This is a genomic window from Candidatus Pantoea edessiphila (genome assembly GCF_002933315.1).
Lineage (GTDB): Bacteria > Pseudomonadota > Gammaproteobacteria > Enterobacterales > Enterobacteriaceae > Pantoea_C.
Genome location: NZ_PDKT01000002.1, coordinates 77,259 through 92,485 on the forward strand (window position 1 = coordinate 77,259; position 15,227 = coordinate 92,485).

The 15,227-nt window shown below is 28.4% G+C and carries 12 protein-coding genes; 3 read left to right on the forward strand and 9 right to left on the reverse strand.

The features are described from left to right. The first annotated feature begins 1 nt into the window (after position 1). Together carB and folA are read left to right on the forward strand one after the other, a co-directional pair. Positions 2-3,232, forward strand: a complete 3,231-nt coding sequence (carB, locus tag CRV12_RS02080; RefSeq protein WP_136130988.1) for a carbamoyl-phosphate synthase large subunit — start codon at positions 2-4, stop codon at positions 3,230-3,232. A gap of 54 nt (positions 3,233-3,286) precedes the next feature. Then, positions 3,287-3,766, forward strand: a complete 480-nt coding sequence (gene folA, locus CRV12_RS02085) for a type 3 dihydrofolate reductase (protein WP_136130989.1) — start codon at positions 3,287-3,289, stop codon at positions 3,764-3,766. Between the two features lie 72 nt (positions 3,767-3,838). Here folA and apaH read toward each other — a convergent pair whose 3' ends face one another. From apaH to leuA, 9 genes are all read right to left on the reverse strand, one after another. Then, entirely contained in the window at positions 3,839-4,654 is an 816-nt protein-coding gene (apaH, locus tag CRV12_RS02090) for a bis(5'-nucleosyl)-tetraphosphatase (symmetrical) ApaH (protein WP_136130990.1), read from the reverse strand. A gap of 53 nt (positions 4,655-4,707) precedes the next feature. Then, the gene (apaG, locus tag CRV12_RS02095; RefSeq protein ID WP_136130991.1) at positions 4,708-5,085 is read right to left on the reverse strand and encodes a Co2+/Mg2+ efflux protein ApaG; all 378 of its coding nucleotides are present in this window, start codon (positions 5,083-5,085) and stop codon (positions 4,708-4,710) included. A 20-nt stretch (positions 5,086-5,105) separates the two neighbouring features. Continuing rightward, complete coding sequence (gene rsmA / locus CRV12_RS02100) at positions 5,106-5,909, reverse strand: 16S rRNA (adenine(1518)-N(6)/adenine(1519)-N(6))-dimethyltransferase RsmA (protein ID WP_136130992.1); 804 nt, start codon at positions 5,907-5,909, stop codon at positions 5,106-5,108. Next, positions 5,902-6,891 carry a 4-hydroxythreonine-4-phosphate dehydrogenase PdxA gene (pdxA, locus tag CRV12_RS02105; protein ID WP_136130993.1) on the reverse strand — a complete coding sequence of 330 codons (990 nt, stop codon included), beginning with the start codon at positions 6,889-6,891 and terminating at the stop codon, positions 5,902-5,904. The genes rsmA and pdxA overlap by 8 nt, the downstream gene beginning before the upstream one ends. Next, entirely contained in the window at positions 6,884-8,170 is a 1,287-nt protein-coding gene (locus CRV12_RS02110) for a peptidylprolyl isomerase (RefSeq protein WP_136130994.1), read from the reverse strand. The genes pdxA and CRV12_RS02110 overlap by 8 nt, the downstream gene beginning before the upstream one ends. A 242-nt stretch (positions 8,171-8,412) precedes the next feature. Continuing rightward, positions 8,413-9,018, reverse strand: coding sequence for a 3-isopropylmalate dehydratase small subunit (leuD, locus tag CRV12_RS02115; protein WP_136130995.1), 606 nt, complete (start codon positions 9,016-9,018; stop codon positions 8,413-8,415). Between the two features lies 1 nt (position 9,019). After that, a complete protein-coding gene (gene leuC, locus CRV12_RS02120) occupies positions 9,020-10,432 on the reverse strand; it encodes a 3-isopropylmalate dehydratase large subunit (protein WP_136130996.1) in 1,413 nt (470 codons plus the stop codon). 13 nt (positions 10,433-10,445) lie between these two features. Then, a complete protein-coding gene (leuB, locus tag CRV12_RS02125) occupies positions 10,446-11,525 on the reverse strand; it encodes a 3-isopropylmalate dehydrogenase (protein WP_136130997.1) in 1,080 nt (359 codons plus the stop codon). Beyond that, positions 11,519-13,090, reverse strand: coding sequence for a 2-isopropylmalate synthase (gene leuA / locus CRV12_RS02130; RefSeq protein ID WP_136130998.1), 1,572 nt, complete (start codon positions 13,088-13,090; stop codon positions 11,519-11,521). Before leuA ends, leuB begins: the two co-directional genes overlap by 7 nt. Before the next feature lie 412 nt (positions 13,091-13,502). On the opposite strand from leuA, the gene ilvI reads away from it, so the two are divergent. Further along, positions 13,503-15,224, forward strand: a complete 1,722-nt coding sequence (gene ilvI / locus CRV12_RS02135; protein ID WP_136130999.1) for an acetolactate synthase 3 large subunit — start codon at positions 13,503-13,505, stop codon at positions 15,222-15,224. Positions 15,225-15,227 lie beyond the last annotated feature (3 nt).

Below are 15,227 nucleotides of genomic sequence, written 5' to 3' on the forward strand. Positions count from 1 at the left end.
AATGCCGAAGCGTACAGATATAAAATCTATTTTAATTCTTGGTGCAGGTCCTATTGTCATTGGACAAGCCTGTGAATTTGATTATTCTGGTGTACAAGCTTGTAAGGCTCTAAAAACAGAAGGTTATCGCATTATTTTAGTTAACTCTAATCCAGCAACTATTATGACAGATCCAGATATCGCTGATATCACTTATATTGAGCCAATACATTGGAAAATAATAAAAAAAATCATTGAAAAAGAAAAACCAAATGCATTACTACCAACTATGGGAGGACAAACTGCACTAACTTGTGCATTAGAACTAGATCGTAAAGGAATACTTTTAAAATATAATGTAACTATGATTGGCGCTAACGCTGAAAGTATTGATAAAGCAGAAAATCGTCAGCGTTTTGACAAAATAATGCATAGTATTGGACTAGAAACTGCTCGTTCAGGTATTGCAAAAACAGTTAAAGAAGCATTGGCTATTGCTGAATATATTGGATTTCCCTGTATTATTCGTCCATCTTTCACTATGGGTGGTAGTGGTGGTGGTGTAGCATATAACTGTGATGAATTTACAGAAATGTGCAAGCAAGGTTTTGATATTTCACCTACTAATGAATTGTTAATCGATGAATCATTAATTGGTTGGAAAGAATATGAAATGGAGGTCTTGCGCGACAAAAATGATAATTGCATAATAGTTTGTTCAATAGAAAATTTTGATGCTATGGGTATTCATACGGGTGATTCTATTACAGTTGCACCAGCTCAAACATTGACAGATAAGGAATATCAAATTATGCGTAATGCTTCAATAGCAGTATTACGCTCAATAGGAGTAGAAACAGGTGGTTCTAATGTACAGTTTGCTATTAACCAAAAAAATGGACGTTTAATAATTATTGAAATGAATCCACGTGTATCACGTTCATCAGCTTTAGCTTCAAAAGCGACTGGTTTTCCTATTGCAAAAGTAGCTGCTAAATTAGCAGTAGGTTATACTCTTGATGAACTAAAAAACGATATTACTGGAGACATAATACCTGCTTCATTTGAACCTTCTGTTGATTATGTTATTACTAAAATACCACGTTTTAATTTTGAAAAATTTCCTGATGCAAATAATATTTTGACTACACAAATGAAATCTGTTGGTGAAGTAATGGCTATTGGTCGTACTTTTCAAGAATCACTACAAAAAGCCTTACGTAGTTTAGAAGTTGGAGTCAATGGATTAGATAATAAATTAAATGGTGATAAAAATTTAAAAGATATTAAAAACCTACTTAAAAATGCCAGTTCAGATAGAATTTGGTATATTGCTGATGCATTTCGGTTAGGTATGTCCGTTTATAGTGTATTTAAATTAACACATATTGACAAGTGGTTTTTAGTTCAAATTAAAGAATTAGTAAATATAGAAAAAACAATAATTTTCAAAGGCATGAGTGGTTTGAATAAATCATTTTTATATTTTTTAAAACGCAAAGGTTTTTCTGATGTAAGGTTAGCACAATTAACTGGAGTAAAAGAAAACGATATTCGTCAGCTTAGAATATTATATAATCTACATCCAGTATATAAAAGAATTGATACTTGTGCTGCTGAATTTAATACTAATACTGCGTATATGTATTCAACATATGAAGAAGAATGTGAATCAAATCCAAACCAAAATAATAAAAAAATAATAATAATAGGAGGAGGACCAAATCGCATAGGACAAGGTATTGAATTTGATTACTGTTGTGTTCATGCTTCACTTGCATTACGTGAAAATGGTTATGAAACTATTATGGTTAACTGTAATCCAGAAACAGTTTCAACTGATTATGATATTTCTAATCGTCTTTATTTTGAACCGATTACATTAGAGGATATATTAGAAATAGTACGTATAGAACAACCAAAAGGCGTCATTATACAGTATGGAGGTCAAACGCCGTTAAAATTGGCAAATTTACTAGAAAAAAATGGAATACCTATTATAGGTACAAGTACAGATTCTATTGATTGCGCTGAAAATCGTGATCGTTTTCAACAATTAGTAAAAAAATTAAATCTAAAACAACCAGATAATGCCATTGTTGTGACTTTAGAACAAGCAATAGATAAATCTATAACAATTGGCTATCCTTTGTTAATACGTCCTTCATATGTATTAGGTGGAAGTGCTATGGAAATTATCTATGAAGAATCAGATCTTAAACGCTATTTCCAAACATCTTCATGTATATCAAAAGATAATCCTATATTAATTGATCATTTTATTGAAGATGCTATTGAAGTAGATGTTGATGCTATTTTTGACGGCAAGGATTTATTAATTGGGGGAATTATGGAGCACATAGAACAAGCAGGAGTGCATTCTGGTGATTCTGCATGTTCATTGCCAGCTTACAGTCTAGATGTTGATATTCAAAATATAATACGTCAACAGATTAAAAAATTAGCTATTGAGTTAAAAATTTGTGGTCTAATGAATATTCAATTTGCAATTAAAAATAAAGAAGTATATTTAATTGAAATTAATCCAAGAGCCTCTCGTACTATTCCATTTGTATCTAAAGCTATCGGTATTCCACTGGCAAAGGTTGCAGCACTCGTAATGATAGGTAAAACATTATCTGAACAAAAAATGACTGAAGAAATTATTCCAAATTATTTTTCAGTAAAAGAAGTCGTTCTACCATTTATTAAATTTCAGGGATCCGATCCAATTCTTGGTCCAGAGATGCGTTCAACTGGTGAAGTAATGGGTATCGGTAGAAATTTTGAAGAAGCTTTTGCAAAAGCTATGTTAAGTGCTCAATGTAATGTTAAAAAAGAAGGAAGAGCATTACTATCAGTTAGAAAAAATGATAAAAAACGTATTGTCGATCTTGCAATTAAATTACAAAATTTTGGATTTAAACTAGATGCTACTTATGGTACAGCATTAGAGTTAAAAAAAGCAGGTATTGATGTTCGTTTAGTAAAAAAAGTACATGAAAAAGGTTACCCAAATATTCAAAATCTTTTAAATAATGGAGAATACACTTATATTTTAAATACTTCTTCTGGTCGTCAATCTATTGAGGATTCTAGAGTAATTAGAAAAAGTGCAATTAAGTATAACGTATATTATAATACTACTTTAAATGGAAGTTTTGCTACATTATTGGCATTAAATTCTAACCCTACAGAAAGAATAATTTCTATTCAAGAATTACATTACCAATTAAATAATAAAATTAATTAATTGTTAACCAAAGTATATTTTTAATATAATTTATTAATTATATAGGAAAAAAAATTGATAAGTATAATTGCGTCATTTGAAAATAATCATTTTATAGGATTAAATAACGATATGCTTTGGAACCTTCCTATAGATTTAGCTTGGTTTAAAAAAAATACTATTAATAAACCTATTATTATGGGTAGACTTACCTTTGAATCAATTGGTCGTGCCTTACCAAAAAGGCTGAATATTGTGGTTAGCAGAAATTTTATTAAATACAAAAATATAATTTGTGTAAAATCTTTAGAAACAGCAATTGAAATAACTGATAAATATAATGAAATAATGATAATAGGTGGTGCAAGTATATATGAACAAACAATCAATTATGCTGATTTGCTTTATTTAACTCATGTTCATACTAGTATTAATGGTGATAAAAAATTTCCATACTATAATCCTTACGATTGGAAAATAATATTCAATGTTTTTCATGATATTGATAAAGAAAATATATATAGCTGTAATTTTAAAATTTTACGTCGTAAATAGCATAAAAGCTAATTATCTAAGTTAGATAAAATATTTTAAATAAATTAATTACTGATAACCTTATTATGTTGCTTAAGAGATTAGTTTATTTATTCTAAAGTATTTTTTTTCTTCCCAATGTAAAAGAGTTAACATGCCTCCCCAACAACAACCTGTATCTAATCCAATAATTTTCTTTGGAGTACTTTTTCCTTTTAATGCAGACCAGTGACCAAAAACTATTGTATAATCATTTGTTATTTTATTTTTAATATTAAACCATGGCTGTAAAGACATATTGTTGATTTCCATAATATTTTTAGAAAACATTTCTAATTGACCATTATTAAAACAATATCGCATTCTTGTTAATACATTAGCAATGAAACGCATTCTAGCTAATCCACTGAGTTTTTCATGCCAATTATTAGGCATATTGCCGTACATTGAATTAAGAAATAATGGATACATATCACTAGAAAGTATTTGTTCTATTTCATATGCACACTTTTTTGCTGTTTTTAAATCCCATTGTGGGCTAATTCCAGCATGTGACATAATTATTTTTTTCTGTTCATCAATTTGTATTAATGGTTTATAACGTAACCATTCGATTAGTTCATCAATATCTTTAGCTTTTAAAAGATTTTTTAATTGATCTTTAGGTTTATCTTTATTTATTCCTGCATGAATAGACAAAAGATTTAAATCATGATTTCCCAGCACTAATCTAACACATCTATCAATGGATTTAATATAACGTAATACATCTAATGAATTTGGTCCACGTGCTACTAAATCACCTGTTAGCCATAAAGTATCTTTTTTCAGATCAAAATTCACTTCTTTCAACAATATACGTAATTCTTTGTAACAGCCGTGAATATCACCAATTAGATATGTACTCATAAATTTTTATATCCAATTAAAAATTACTTATAGTTAATGGATTAAAACTTATATCAATGAATATGTGTTTTAATTGCAACTCTAAACACTGGAACTTCTACATTAAATTCATCACCTATTTCATTTACCATTACATAATACCCTTGCATAGTTCCTATTGGTGTTTCAAGTACTATACCACTAGTATAATGCAATTCACCTCCTGATGCTATATAAGGTTTTGTACCTGATACACCTTCGCCATGAATTTCTATTTCACGACCATTACCATCAGTAATTAACCAATAGCGCTTAAGTATTTGTACAGAAGACTTACTCATGTTTCGAATCATTATCATATAAGTGAAAACATAACGAGATTTTTCTGGGTAAGATTGAGATTTTACATATAAGCTTTGGACTTGAACAAATACCCGAGTTAATTTACTCATAATTTACTCCTGCATCTTTTTTAATTACTTTCTAACCAATTAGCTAGATTACAATATTGTGCAACTGAAATGTTTTCTGCACGCAAATTAGGATCAATGGATAGTTTTTTCATAATATTAGCAGGAATTACTTTATTTAAACTATTATTCAATGTCTTACGACGCTGATTAAATGCTATAGTAGTAATAAAATTTAACGATTTTATATTCCTTACCGAATATAATAGATGTTTATAAGGAATTAAACGAACTAGCATAGAATTAACTTTAGGCGAGGGTATGAAACATCTAGGATGAATTTCTAATATCGGGATAATTTTACAGTAGTATTGCATCATTACACTAAGACGACCATATGTTTTGCTTCCAGGACTACAAGCCATTCTGTCAACAACTTCTTTTTGTAAAGTGAAATGCATATCTTTAATTAAATGAATATATTTAAACAGATTGAATATTAGAGTAGTGGAAATGTTATAAGGTAAGTTCCCAAATAAACGAAGTAATTTTCTTTTTTCTGAAGCTAATTTTTCGAAATTAAATGTCAGAACATTTTGTTGAAAAACAACTAACCTAGAACCGAAAGTAATATTTTCTTGTAGTTTTTTTGCAAGTTGCTGATCTAATTCAATAACAATTAATTCATTAATATAATTACAGATATTTTTTGTTAAAGCACCTAAACCAGGTCCAATTTCTATTAATAATTGATCTTTTTTAGGGTGAATTGCAGATGTTATTTTATTAATAATATCATGATCATTTAAAAAATGTTGTCCAAAGCGTTTCCGAACATAATGACCTTGATAGATAAAACTATTCATTATTTATTCCAATCATGTTAATTGCAATATTAATTGCCATAGAAAAACTTTCTGGATTTGCTGTGCCTTTAGCAGCTAATTCAATTGCAGTTCCATGATCTACCGAAGTTCTAATAAACGGTAAACCTAAAGTAATATTAATTGATTTATTAAATCCACAAAATTTTAGTATCGGCAATCCTTGGTCGTGATACATAGCTAAAACTACATCAATATCTTTTAAATATTTTTCTTGAAATATTGTATCTGCAGATAACGGTCCTATCAATTTTAAACCTTTTTTTCTAAGTTTATCAATTACCGGAATAATTGTTTCTATTTCTTCTCTGCCTATATAACCATTATCACCTGCATGTGGATTAAGTCCACAAACATAAATTGAAGGGTTCTTAATGAAAAATTTTTTTTGAAGTTCATTATGTAGAATATTAATAATTGAAGTTAAGCTATTTTGTGTAATACATTTTGAAACTGATTTTAATGGTATATGAGTTGTTGCTAATGCTACACGTAATTTTTTATTTATTAACATCATAACTGTATTAGTATTTGTACGATCAGCAAGAAATTCAGTATGACCAGTAAATGGTATACCAGCATCGTTAATAATACCTTTGTTTACTGGTCCTGTTACCATCGCTTTAAATTTTTTATTTAAGCATTCATTACATGATTTTAATAATGTTTTTATTACATATTGACTGTTTACTTTAGATAATTTACCAGGAACAACTGGTTCTGATAATGTTACTGGAATTATTGTTAGGTCACCTGGTTTATGATTTTGAATATTATCATTGAAAGAGTAATCATATAATTTTAATGGTAAATTAAGTTGAGCAGCACGTTGATATAGCAAATCAGGAGAAGCACACACTACTAATTTAATAGGCCATTTCATCTGGGCTAACATGATTGTAATATCAGGACCAATTCCAGATGGTTCACCAGGAGTAATAATTATAGGAGAATTATTAATCATCTTTTATTATCTTTATATAAGATTTTGCAATTCTTTGTTTAATAAGAGACTCAACTTCTTCATTTAATTTATTATTCATGATATTCATAAAAGATATTTTTTTTTGTGTTGTGTTGTTTTGATTTATTTCATGAATATTTAATTTTTGAAAAATATACCATATTCCATTAAAGTAAATTGGTTGGCTTATTTGATTATCTTTTGATTTTATAAAGCTGTTTATAATAGATTGATGAGATTTATTATAAAAAAGTATCCATTTTGGAAATTCGCTTGTATTTACAAAAAATGAATATTCTGATAATTGCTTTACTATGTTCGTAAAATTGCTTTTTTTAACATTTAATAAAGATATAACATGTTTTAATTTTGCAAGATTCTGTTTATTCAAAATAATTTTTGGATTTTGCTTAATAGTAAAACAACGAAGTTTTATTTCACTAACAGGGTTATTTTTATTATTATTATATATATCATTAACTTTTAAAATATGAAAACCAATCCCAGAACGAATAGGGCCAATAATATCACCTTTTTCTGATTTGAGTAATTTATTTGCAAAAATACTAGGTATCTTTTTTATGCTGTTCCAACCCATATTTTCTATCTTAAATAAAGATAGCTTGTTTTTTGCTAATTGATTTAAGTTAAATCCTTTTTTTAATTTAAGTATAATATTTTCAGCTAAAATCTTTTTTTCATATAATTGTTTATCGGTTGGTTTTTCTGGTAATGGTAATATAATTTGACTTAAGTTTATTTCACTGTCGTTAATTATATTTAGTAGAACTTGTGTGCTTAATCTGTCTATCTCTTGTGGATAAATAATAATTCTATTTAATAGTTCTTTATTACTAATTATGGAAATAATTATTTGTTTTAGTATTTGTTCACGGTACGTATTATATTTTATGTGTTTAGATACTAGATATTTATAAAATTCTTCCATATTAATATGATTAATAGCTGATATATTTTTAATAATTTTATCTAATTGATCATTATCAATGTTTAATCCCGCTTGGTTTCCTATCTGAAAAACAATCTTTTCAATGATTTTTTTTTGAATAATTTCATTACGTAATGTATTATTATCTGGTGATTCTGTATTTGTATTATATTTTTCAAATTGCAGTTTTGCTATACCTTCTTTTATTTCACTTTCTAGAATTATATCATTATTTACTATTACTGCTATACTATCAGTCAATTTATTAATTGCTAATACATTCGTACTTACCAATAGACTACTAAAAATTAATATTTTCCAATTCTTCATATTATAGAATATCCGTGTATAATATTTATTATAATAATATATATTAATATCATTATATTAAAAACATTAATTGTATTTTTGGTATAATATAATAATAATTAATAATAATTATTTAAAAAAATAAATAGTTAGTTAAATAAATCTGTTGATTTGATATAAATACTATTTTAACAATAGCGTAGTATGATTAGCAAATATTATATTTGATTCGTATTTAATTATTTTTAATTAAAAATTTTATATTAATTCAAAAAATCCAGTTTATTTTGTTCGTGAGTAATAATGAATTCCTCATGTTGCATTGTCACTGCAATAGCATCAGTGCCGTTGATAATACAGCGACGATGAAAATTATCTATTTTAAATGAATAAATTTTATTTTCTGTAATTATTTTTGATTGATTCAGATCAATTTTAAACATCACTCCAAAATGATTATTAACTAAATCAAACATTTCTTTTAATTCTTTTTGAGTTACTTTTATTGGTAAAAGCTGATTATTAAAACTATTTTCATAAAAAATATCTGCAAAACTAGGTGCGATAATTATACGAAATCCAAAATCAGTTAAAGCCCAAACAGCATGTTCTCTTGAAGATCCGCAACCAAAATTTTCACAAGTTAATAATATACTTGAAAATTTAAATTCAGGCTTATTAAGAATAAAATCTACATTTGGTATTTTACCTGCCATATCTTCATAACGCCAATAATGAAATAAATTCTTACCAAAACCAACACGTGATATTTTATGTAAAAATTGCTTAGGAATAATTGCATCAGTATCTATATTTGATATATTTAAAGGCGCAACAATACCAGTATGTTGAATAAAATTATTTAACATTTTAGTTTAATTTCCTATAATTTAGTTCACGTACGTCAACAAAATGACCATTTATGGCAGCAGCAGCAGCCATTAAAGGACTAACAAGATGTGTACGACCTCCACGTCCCTGACGATCTTCGAAATTTCTATTAGTTGTTGATGCACAGCGTTCTCCAGAATTTAGACGATCATCATTCATTGCTAAACACATTGAACATCCTGGTAAACGCCATTCAAATCCAGCTTCTAAAAAAATCTTATCTAATCCTTCAAATTCTGCTTGTTTTTTTACTAAACCAGATCCTGGTACTACTATTGCAAATACACCTGGAGCTACTTTTTTCCCTTTTATAACCATTGCAGCAGCACGTAAATCTTCAATTCTAGAATTAGTGCAAGATCCAATAAATACTTTATCAATATTTATATTCGTTATTTTTGTATCAGGTTTTAATTTCATGTACTTCAAAGCTTTTTCAGCGGAAGCTCTTTCACTTGGATTAGAAAATGAATTTGGATGAGGGATTAACTGATCAATAGATATTACCTGACTTGGATTAGTACCCCATGTTATTTGAGGAGCTATATTTGCAACATTAATCTTCATTACAGAATCAAAATGAGCATCATCATCCGATTTTAACGTACTCCAATATTGAATTGCTTTTTTCCATTTTTTCTCTTTTGGAGAAAACGGCCTATTTTTTAAATAACTAAAAGTAATTTCATCTGGAGCTATTAAACCTGCTTTAGCTCCCATTTCAATTACCATATTACACAAAGTCATACGACTTTCCATACTCATTTTATTAATTGTTACCCCACAAAATTCTACTACATATCCATTACCTCCACTACTACCAATTTGTTTTATAATAGATAAAATTATATCCTTTGCACTTACACCAATTGCAATATCACCTATTAATTCAATTTTCATTGTTTTAGCTTTATCTTGTTTTAAAGTTTGTGTCGCTAAAACGTGTTCTACTTCTGAAGTTCCTATACCAAATGCAAGAGCACCAAAAGCACCATGAGTTGATGTATGAGAATCACCACAAACAATAGTCATTCCTGGTAAAGTAATACCCTGTTCTGGTCCTATTACATGAACAATTCCTTGGAAAGGATGATATATATCGTATAATTGAATATTAAACTCGCGACAATTATTTATCAATTCCTGCATTTGAATCCTTGATAATTCACCTGATCCATTAATATCTTTAGTTTTTGTAGATACATTATGATCCATAGTTGCAAATGTTTTAGATGGTTTACGTACTGTTCTATTATGCATTCTAAGGCTATTAAAAGCTTGCGGTGAAGTAACTTCATGAAGTAAGTGTCTATCTATATATAGAAGTGGCATGCCATTACATGATTCATGAATAACATGTGCATCGAATATTTTATGATATAAAGTTTTCATTTACTTATTTCTCTTAAAATATATACTGACTAATTATATCACCCATTTCTTCTGTACTTACTGGATTAATATCTGATATGTCTCTAGTATGATATCCGTCTTTTAAAACATTGCTTACAGCTCTTTCAATAGAATAAGCTGCATCATGTAATTTCAGACTGTAACGTAATAATAATGCCAAAGATAAAATCTGTGCTATAGGATTAGCAATATTCTTACCAGCAATATCAGGAGCAGAACCACCAGCTGGTTCATATAATCCAAAACCTTTGTCGTTTAAACTAGCAGAAGGTAATAGACCTATAGAACCAGTTATCATTGCACATTCGTCAGAAATAATATCTCCAAATAAATTAGAACATAATAATACATCAAATTGTGATGGATTATTAATTAACTGCATAGCAGCATTATCTATATACATATGATTTAATTTTATATCAGGATATTTATTGGAAATTTCTTTTACTATCTCTCTCCACATAATAGAAGTTTCCAATACATTTGCCTTATCGATAGAGGTTACATGTTTATTTCTTTTCCGTGCAAATTCAAAAGCTATTGTCGCAATCCTTTCAATTTCAAAACGATAATAAATTTCAGTATCAAACGCATATTCATAAATGTTACTACCATTACGTCCTTTAGGTTTGCCATAATAAATACCTCCAGTTAATTCACGAACACATAAAATATCAAATCCTTTTTTGGCTATATCAATACGTAATGGACAGAGGTGTTCTAAACCATTATATAATTTTGATGGACGTAAATTGCTAAATAATTTGAAATGTTTACGTAATAATAATAAAGATCCTCTTTCTGGTTGAGAATTGGGATGTAAATGTTCCCATTGTGGTCCTCCTACAGATCCAAATAAAATTGCATCAGTTTTCTCACAACCATTAATTGTTTCTTCTGGCAAAGCTTTACCGTAATGATCTATAGCAACACCTCCTACATCTAATATCATAGTATTAATATGAATGTTAAAACATTTACAAACTGCATTTAATATTTTCATAGCTTGAGACATCACTTCGGGACCTATACCATCTCCAGGCAGTACTGCTATGCAATGATTTTTTAACATACAGGTATTATTTCCTTTGGATGTTTAGATTTACGTCCTAATTCTTTTTCAACTTGTTTAGAACGCCATATATTGTTTAAAGCATTGATCATAGCTTTTACTGAAGCTTCGATTATATCGGTTGCCAAGCCTATTCCATGAAAAGTTCTATTATTATAATTTACTAATATATCTACTTGACCTAATGCGTTTTCTCCATGACCTTTTGAAGTTAATTGATAGTTTAAAAGATCAGCATTAAACATGCTAATTAAATTAATAGCTTGATATACAGCATCTACAGGACCATTACCGGTTGCAGTTTTTAGTTTTTTATTAACACCACATATTAAACTTACACATGCTTGAGCAATTTTATTAGATCCTGATTCCACATTGAAATAATTTAACCTAAAATATTCTGGATCTTCATTTTGTTTATTAATAAAAGCTAATGCTTCTAAATCATAATCAAAAACTTGACCTTTTTTATCAGCCAATTTTAAAAAAGCATCATATAAAGCATCAAGATCATAATCACTTTCTTTATATCCCATTTCCTTCATTCTATACTTTACTGCAGCCCTACCTGAACGTGATGTAAGATTGAGCTGAATCTTGTGTAATCCTATACATTCTGATGTTATGATTTCATAATTTTCACGATTTTTTAGCACTCCATCTTGATGAATTCCAGAAGAATGAGAGAAAGCATTGGTACCAACTATTGCTTTATTTGATGGAATAGGCATATTGCATATTTTACTAATGACTTGACTAGTCCTATAAATTTCTTGAAAATTAATATTTGTTTTGAGATTTAATAATCTTTGACGAGTTTTAATTGCCATAATGACTTCTTCTAATGCACAGTTACCAGCACGTTCACCTAAGCCATTTAAAGTCCCTTCAACTTGACGTGCTCCTGCTTTCAATGCTTCAATAGTATTACCAGTGGCCATCCCTAAATCATCATGAGCATGAACAGATAATATAGCTTTATCAATATTTGGAACGAGATTAATTAACTGAGTAATAATATTTGCATATTCCTTTGGTGTTGTATAACCAACAGTATCTGGTATATTAATAGTTGTAGCACCTGATTCAATTGCTACTTCCACTACACGACACAAATTATCAATTGGCGTACGCCCTCCATCTTCACATGAAAATTCAACGTCATTTGTATATCTACGGGCATATTTAATCATATATGCTGTTTTTTCAATTATTTCTGATAATGTACTCCGAAGTTTAGTTAAGATTTGTGTAGGAGAAGTTGATATAAATATATGGATACGAAACCTTTCAGCTATACATAAAGATTTATTAGCTACGTCTATATCATTTTCAATACAACGTGCTAAAGCACAAACACAGCTATTTTTAATAGTACGTGCAATTGTTTGTACGGATTTAAAATCTCCTGGTGAAGATACTGGGAATCCTACTTCTATTACATCAATGTTCATTCTTTCTAAAGCCAAAGCAATTTGTAATTTTTCTTTCACATTCAAACTGGCTTTTAAAGCTTGTTCACCGTCACGTAAAGTAGTATCAAAAATAATAACTTTATCGCTCATTATTTTATCCTTTTATTTTTTTATTCGATATTTTCATTATAAAACCCGTGACAAGCACGGGTTTTTTATTTCTCCTAATAAATTAAAAGATTTATATTAAGTGATGTAATATTTAAACATAATAATTATTTATTCAATATATTGTTTTTAAAAATTATTTATAAATTAAATAAAAAATATCAAGTGATTTTTATTTATTATTTTTAATGTAAATAATAGTAATTAATTATCTATATTAAAATAATTTTATTTTTATATATAAAGTATAAATTTTTATTTAAATTTATTTAAAATAATAAATATATCAATTTGTATTGAGTTGATTTATATATATCTGATAATAAGATGTTACTGATATTGTAAAAATTATTTTAAATGAATTTAATTATTTAATAAATTTTGGAGCTAAATAATGGAGATGTTGTCAGGAGCTGAAATGGTTGTTCATTCTTTAATAGATCAAGGCATAAAACAAATTTTTGGTTATCCGGGTGGATCAGTACTGGATATTTACGATGCTTTGCAAACTATTGGAGGTATTGAGCATATTTTAGTACGTCATGAACAAGGAGCAGTGCATATGGCTGATGGTTTGGCGCGTGCAACAGGTAAAGTAGGTGTTGTATTAGTAACATCTGGTCCAGGAGCAACTAATTCTATTACTGGTATTGCTACAGCATATATGGATTCAATTCCATTAGTTATATTATCTGGACAAGTATCTTCTTCATTAATTGGATATGATGCATTTCAAGAGTGTGATATGGTTGGTATTTCTCGTCCTATTGTTAAATATAGCTTCTTAGTAAAAAGTACTAAAGAGATTCCGATAGTCTTTAAGAAAGCTTTTTGGTTAGCATCAACTGGAAGGCCTGGACCAATTGTAATAGATTTACCTAAAGATATATTAGATCCTAATAACAAATTACCTTATAAATGGCCTGAATTAGTAAATATACGTTCCTATAATCCTGTTATTCAAATACATAGAGGAGAAATTAAAAGTGCATTGAAAAAACTTATTAAAGCAAAACAACCAATTATTTATTCCGGAGGTGGATCTATTAATTCTAATTGTGAAAATGAATTATTAGAACTAGCTGAATTTCTTCATATCCCGGTAACCACCTCTCTTATGGGTTTAGGCTCATTTCCAGGTACTCATTTTCAATTTCTTGGTATGTTAGGTATGCACGGTACTTATGAAGCTAATATGGCGATGCATAATTCTGATTTTATTTTTAGTATTGGAGTACGGTTTGATGATCGTACTACTAATAATATCGATAAATATTGTCCCAATGCTATTATAATGCATATCGATATAGACCCTACTTCAATATCTAAAACTGTAACATCTGACATTCCAATTATAGGTGATATTAAACAAATATTAAATATTATGTTGGATTTAATTAAACAAGACAAATTTAAGTATATTAATAAACTAGAAAAGTGGTGGAAACTTATTAAATATTGGCGCAGTAAAAAATGTTTATCTTTTAATCACACAAGTAAAAAAATTAAACCTCAATCAGTAATTGAAACTATTTTTAAATTAACAAAGGGTAATGCTTATGTGACTTCAGATGTCGGTCAACACCAAATGTTTACAGCACTTTATTACCATTTTGATAAACCTCGTCATTGGATCAATTCAGGAGGATTAGGAACAATGGGCTTTGGTTTGCCTGCTGCATTAGGAGTTAAAATTGCTTTACCGGAAGAAACAGTTATTTGCATTACTGGTGATGGCAGTATTCAAATGAATATTCAAGAATTGTCAACTGCTCTACAATATAATTTATCGATTTTGATTTTAAATTTAAATAATAATGTTTTAGGTATGGTAAAACAATGGCAAGATATGATTTATTCAGGAAGGCATTCGCAATCAAATATGAAATCATTACCTAACTTTATTAAGTTAGCAGAATCTTATGGTCATATTGGTATTAAAATTAATTATTTTTATGAATTAGAAAAAAAATTAATATTAGCATTAGATACTGTTTCAAAAGGTAAACTAGTTTTTGTTGATGTCAATATTGATGAGGAAGAACATGTATATCCAATGCAAATTCGCGGTGGAGGCATGAATGAAATGTGGCTAAATAAAACGGAGAAGACTTAAATT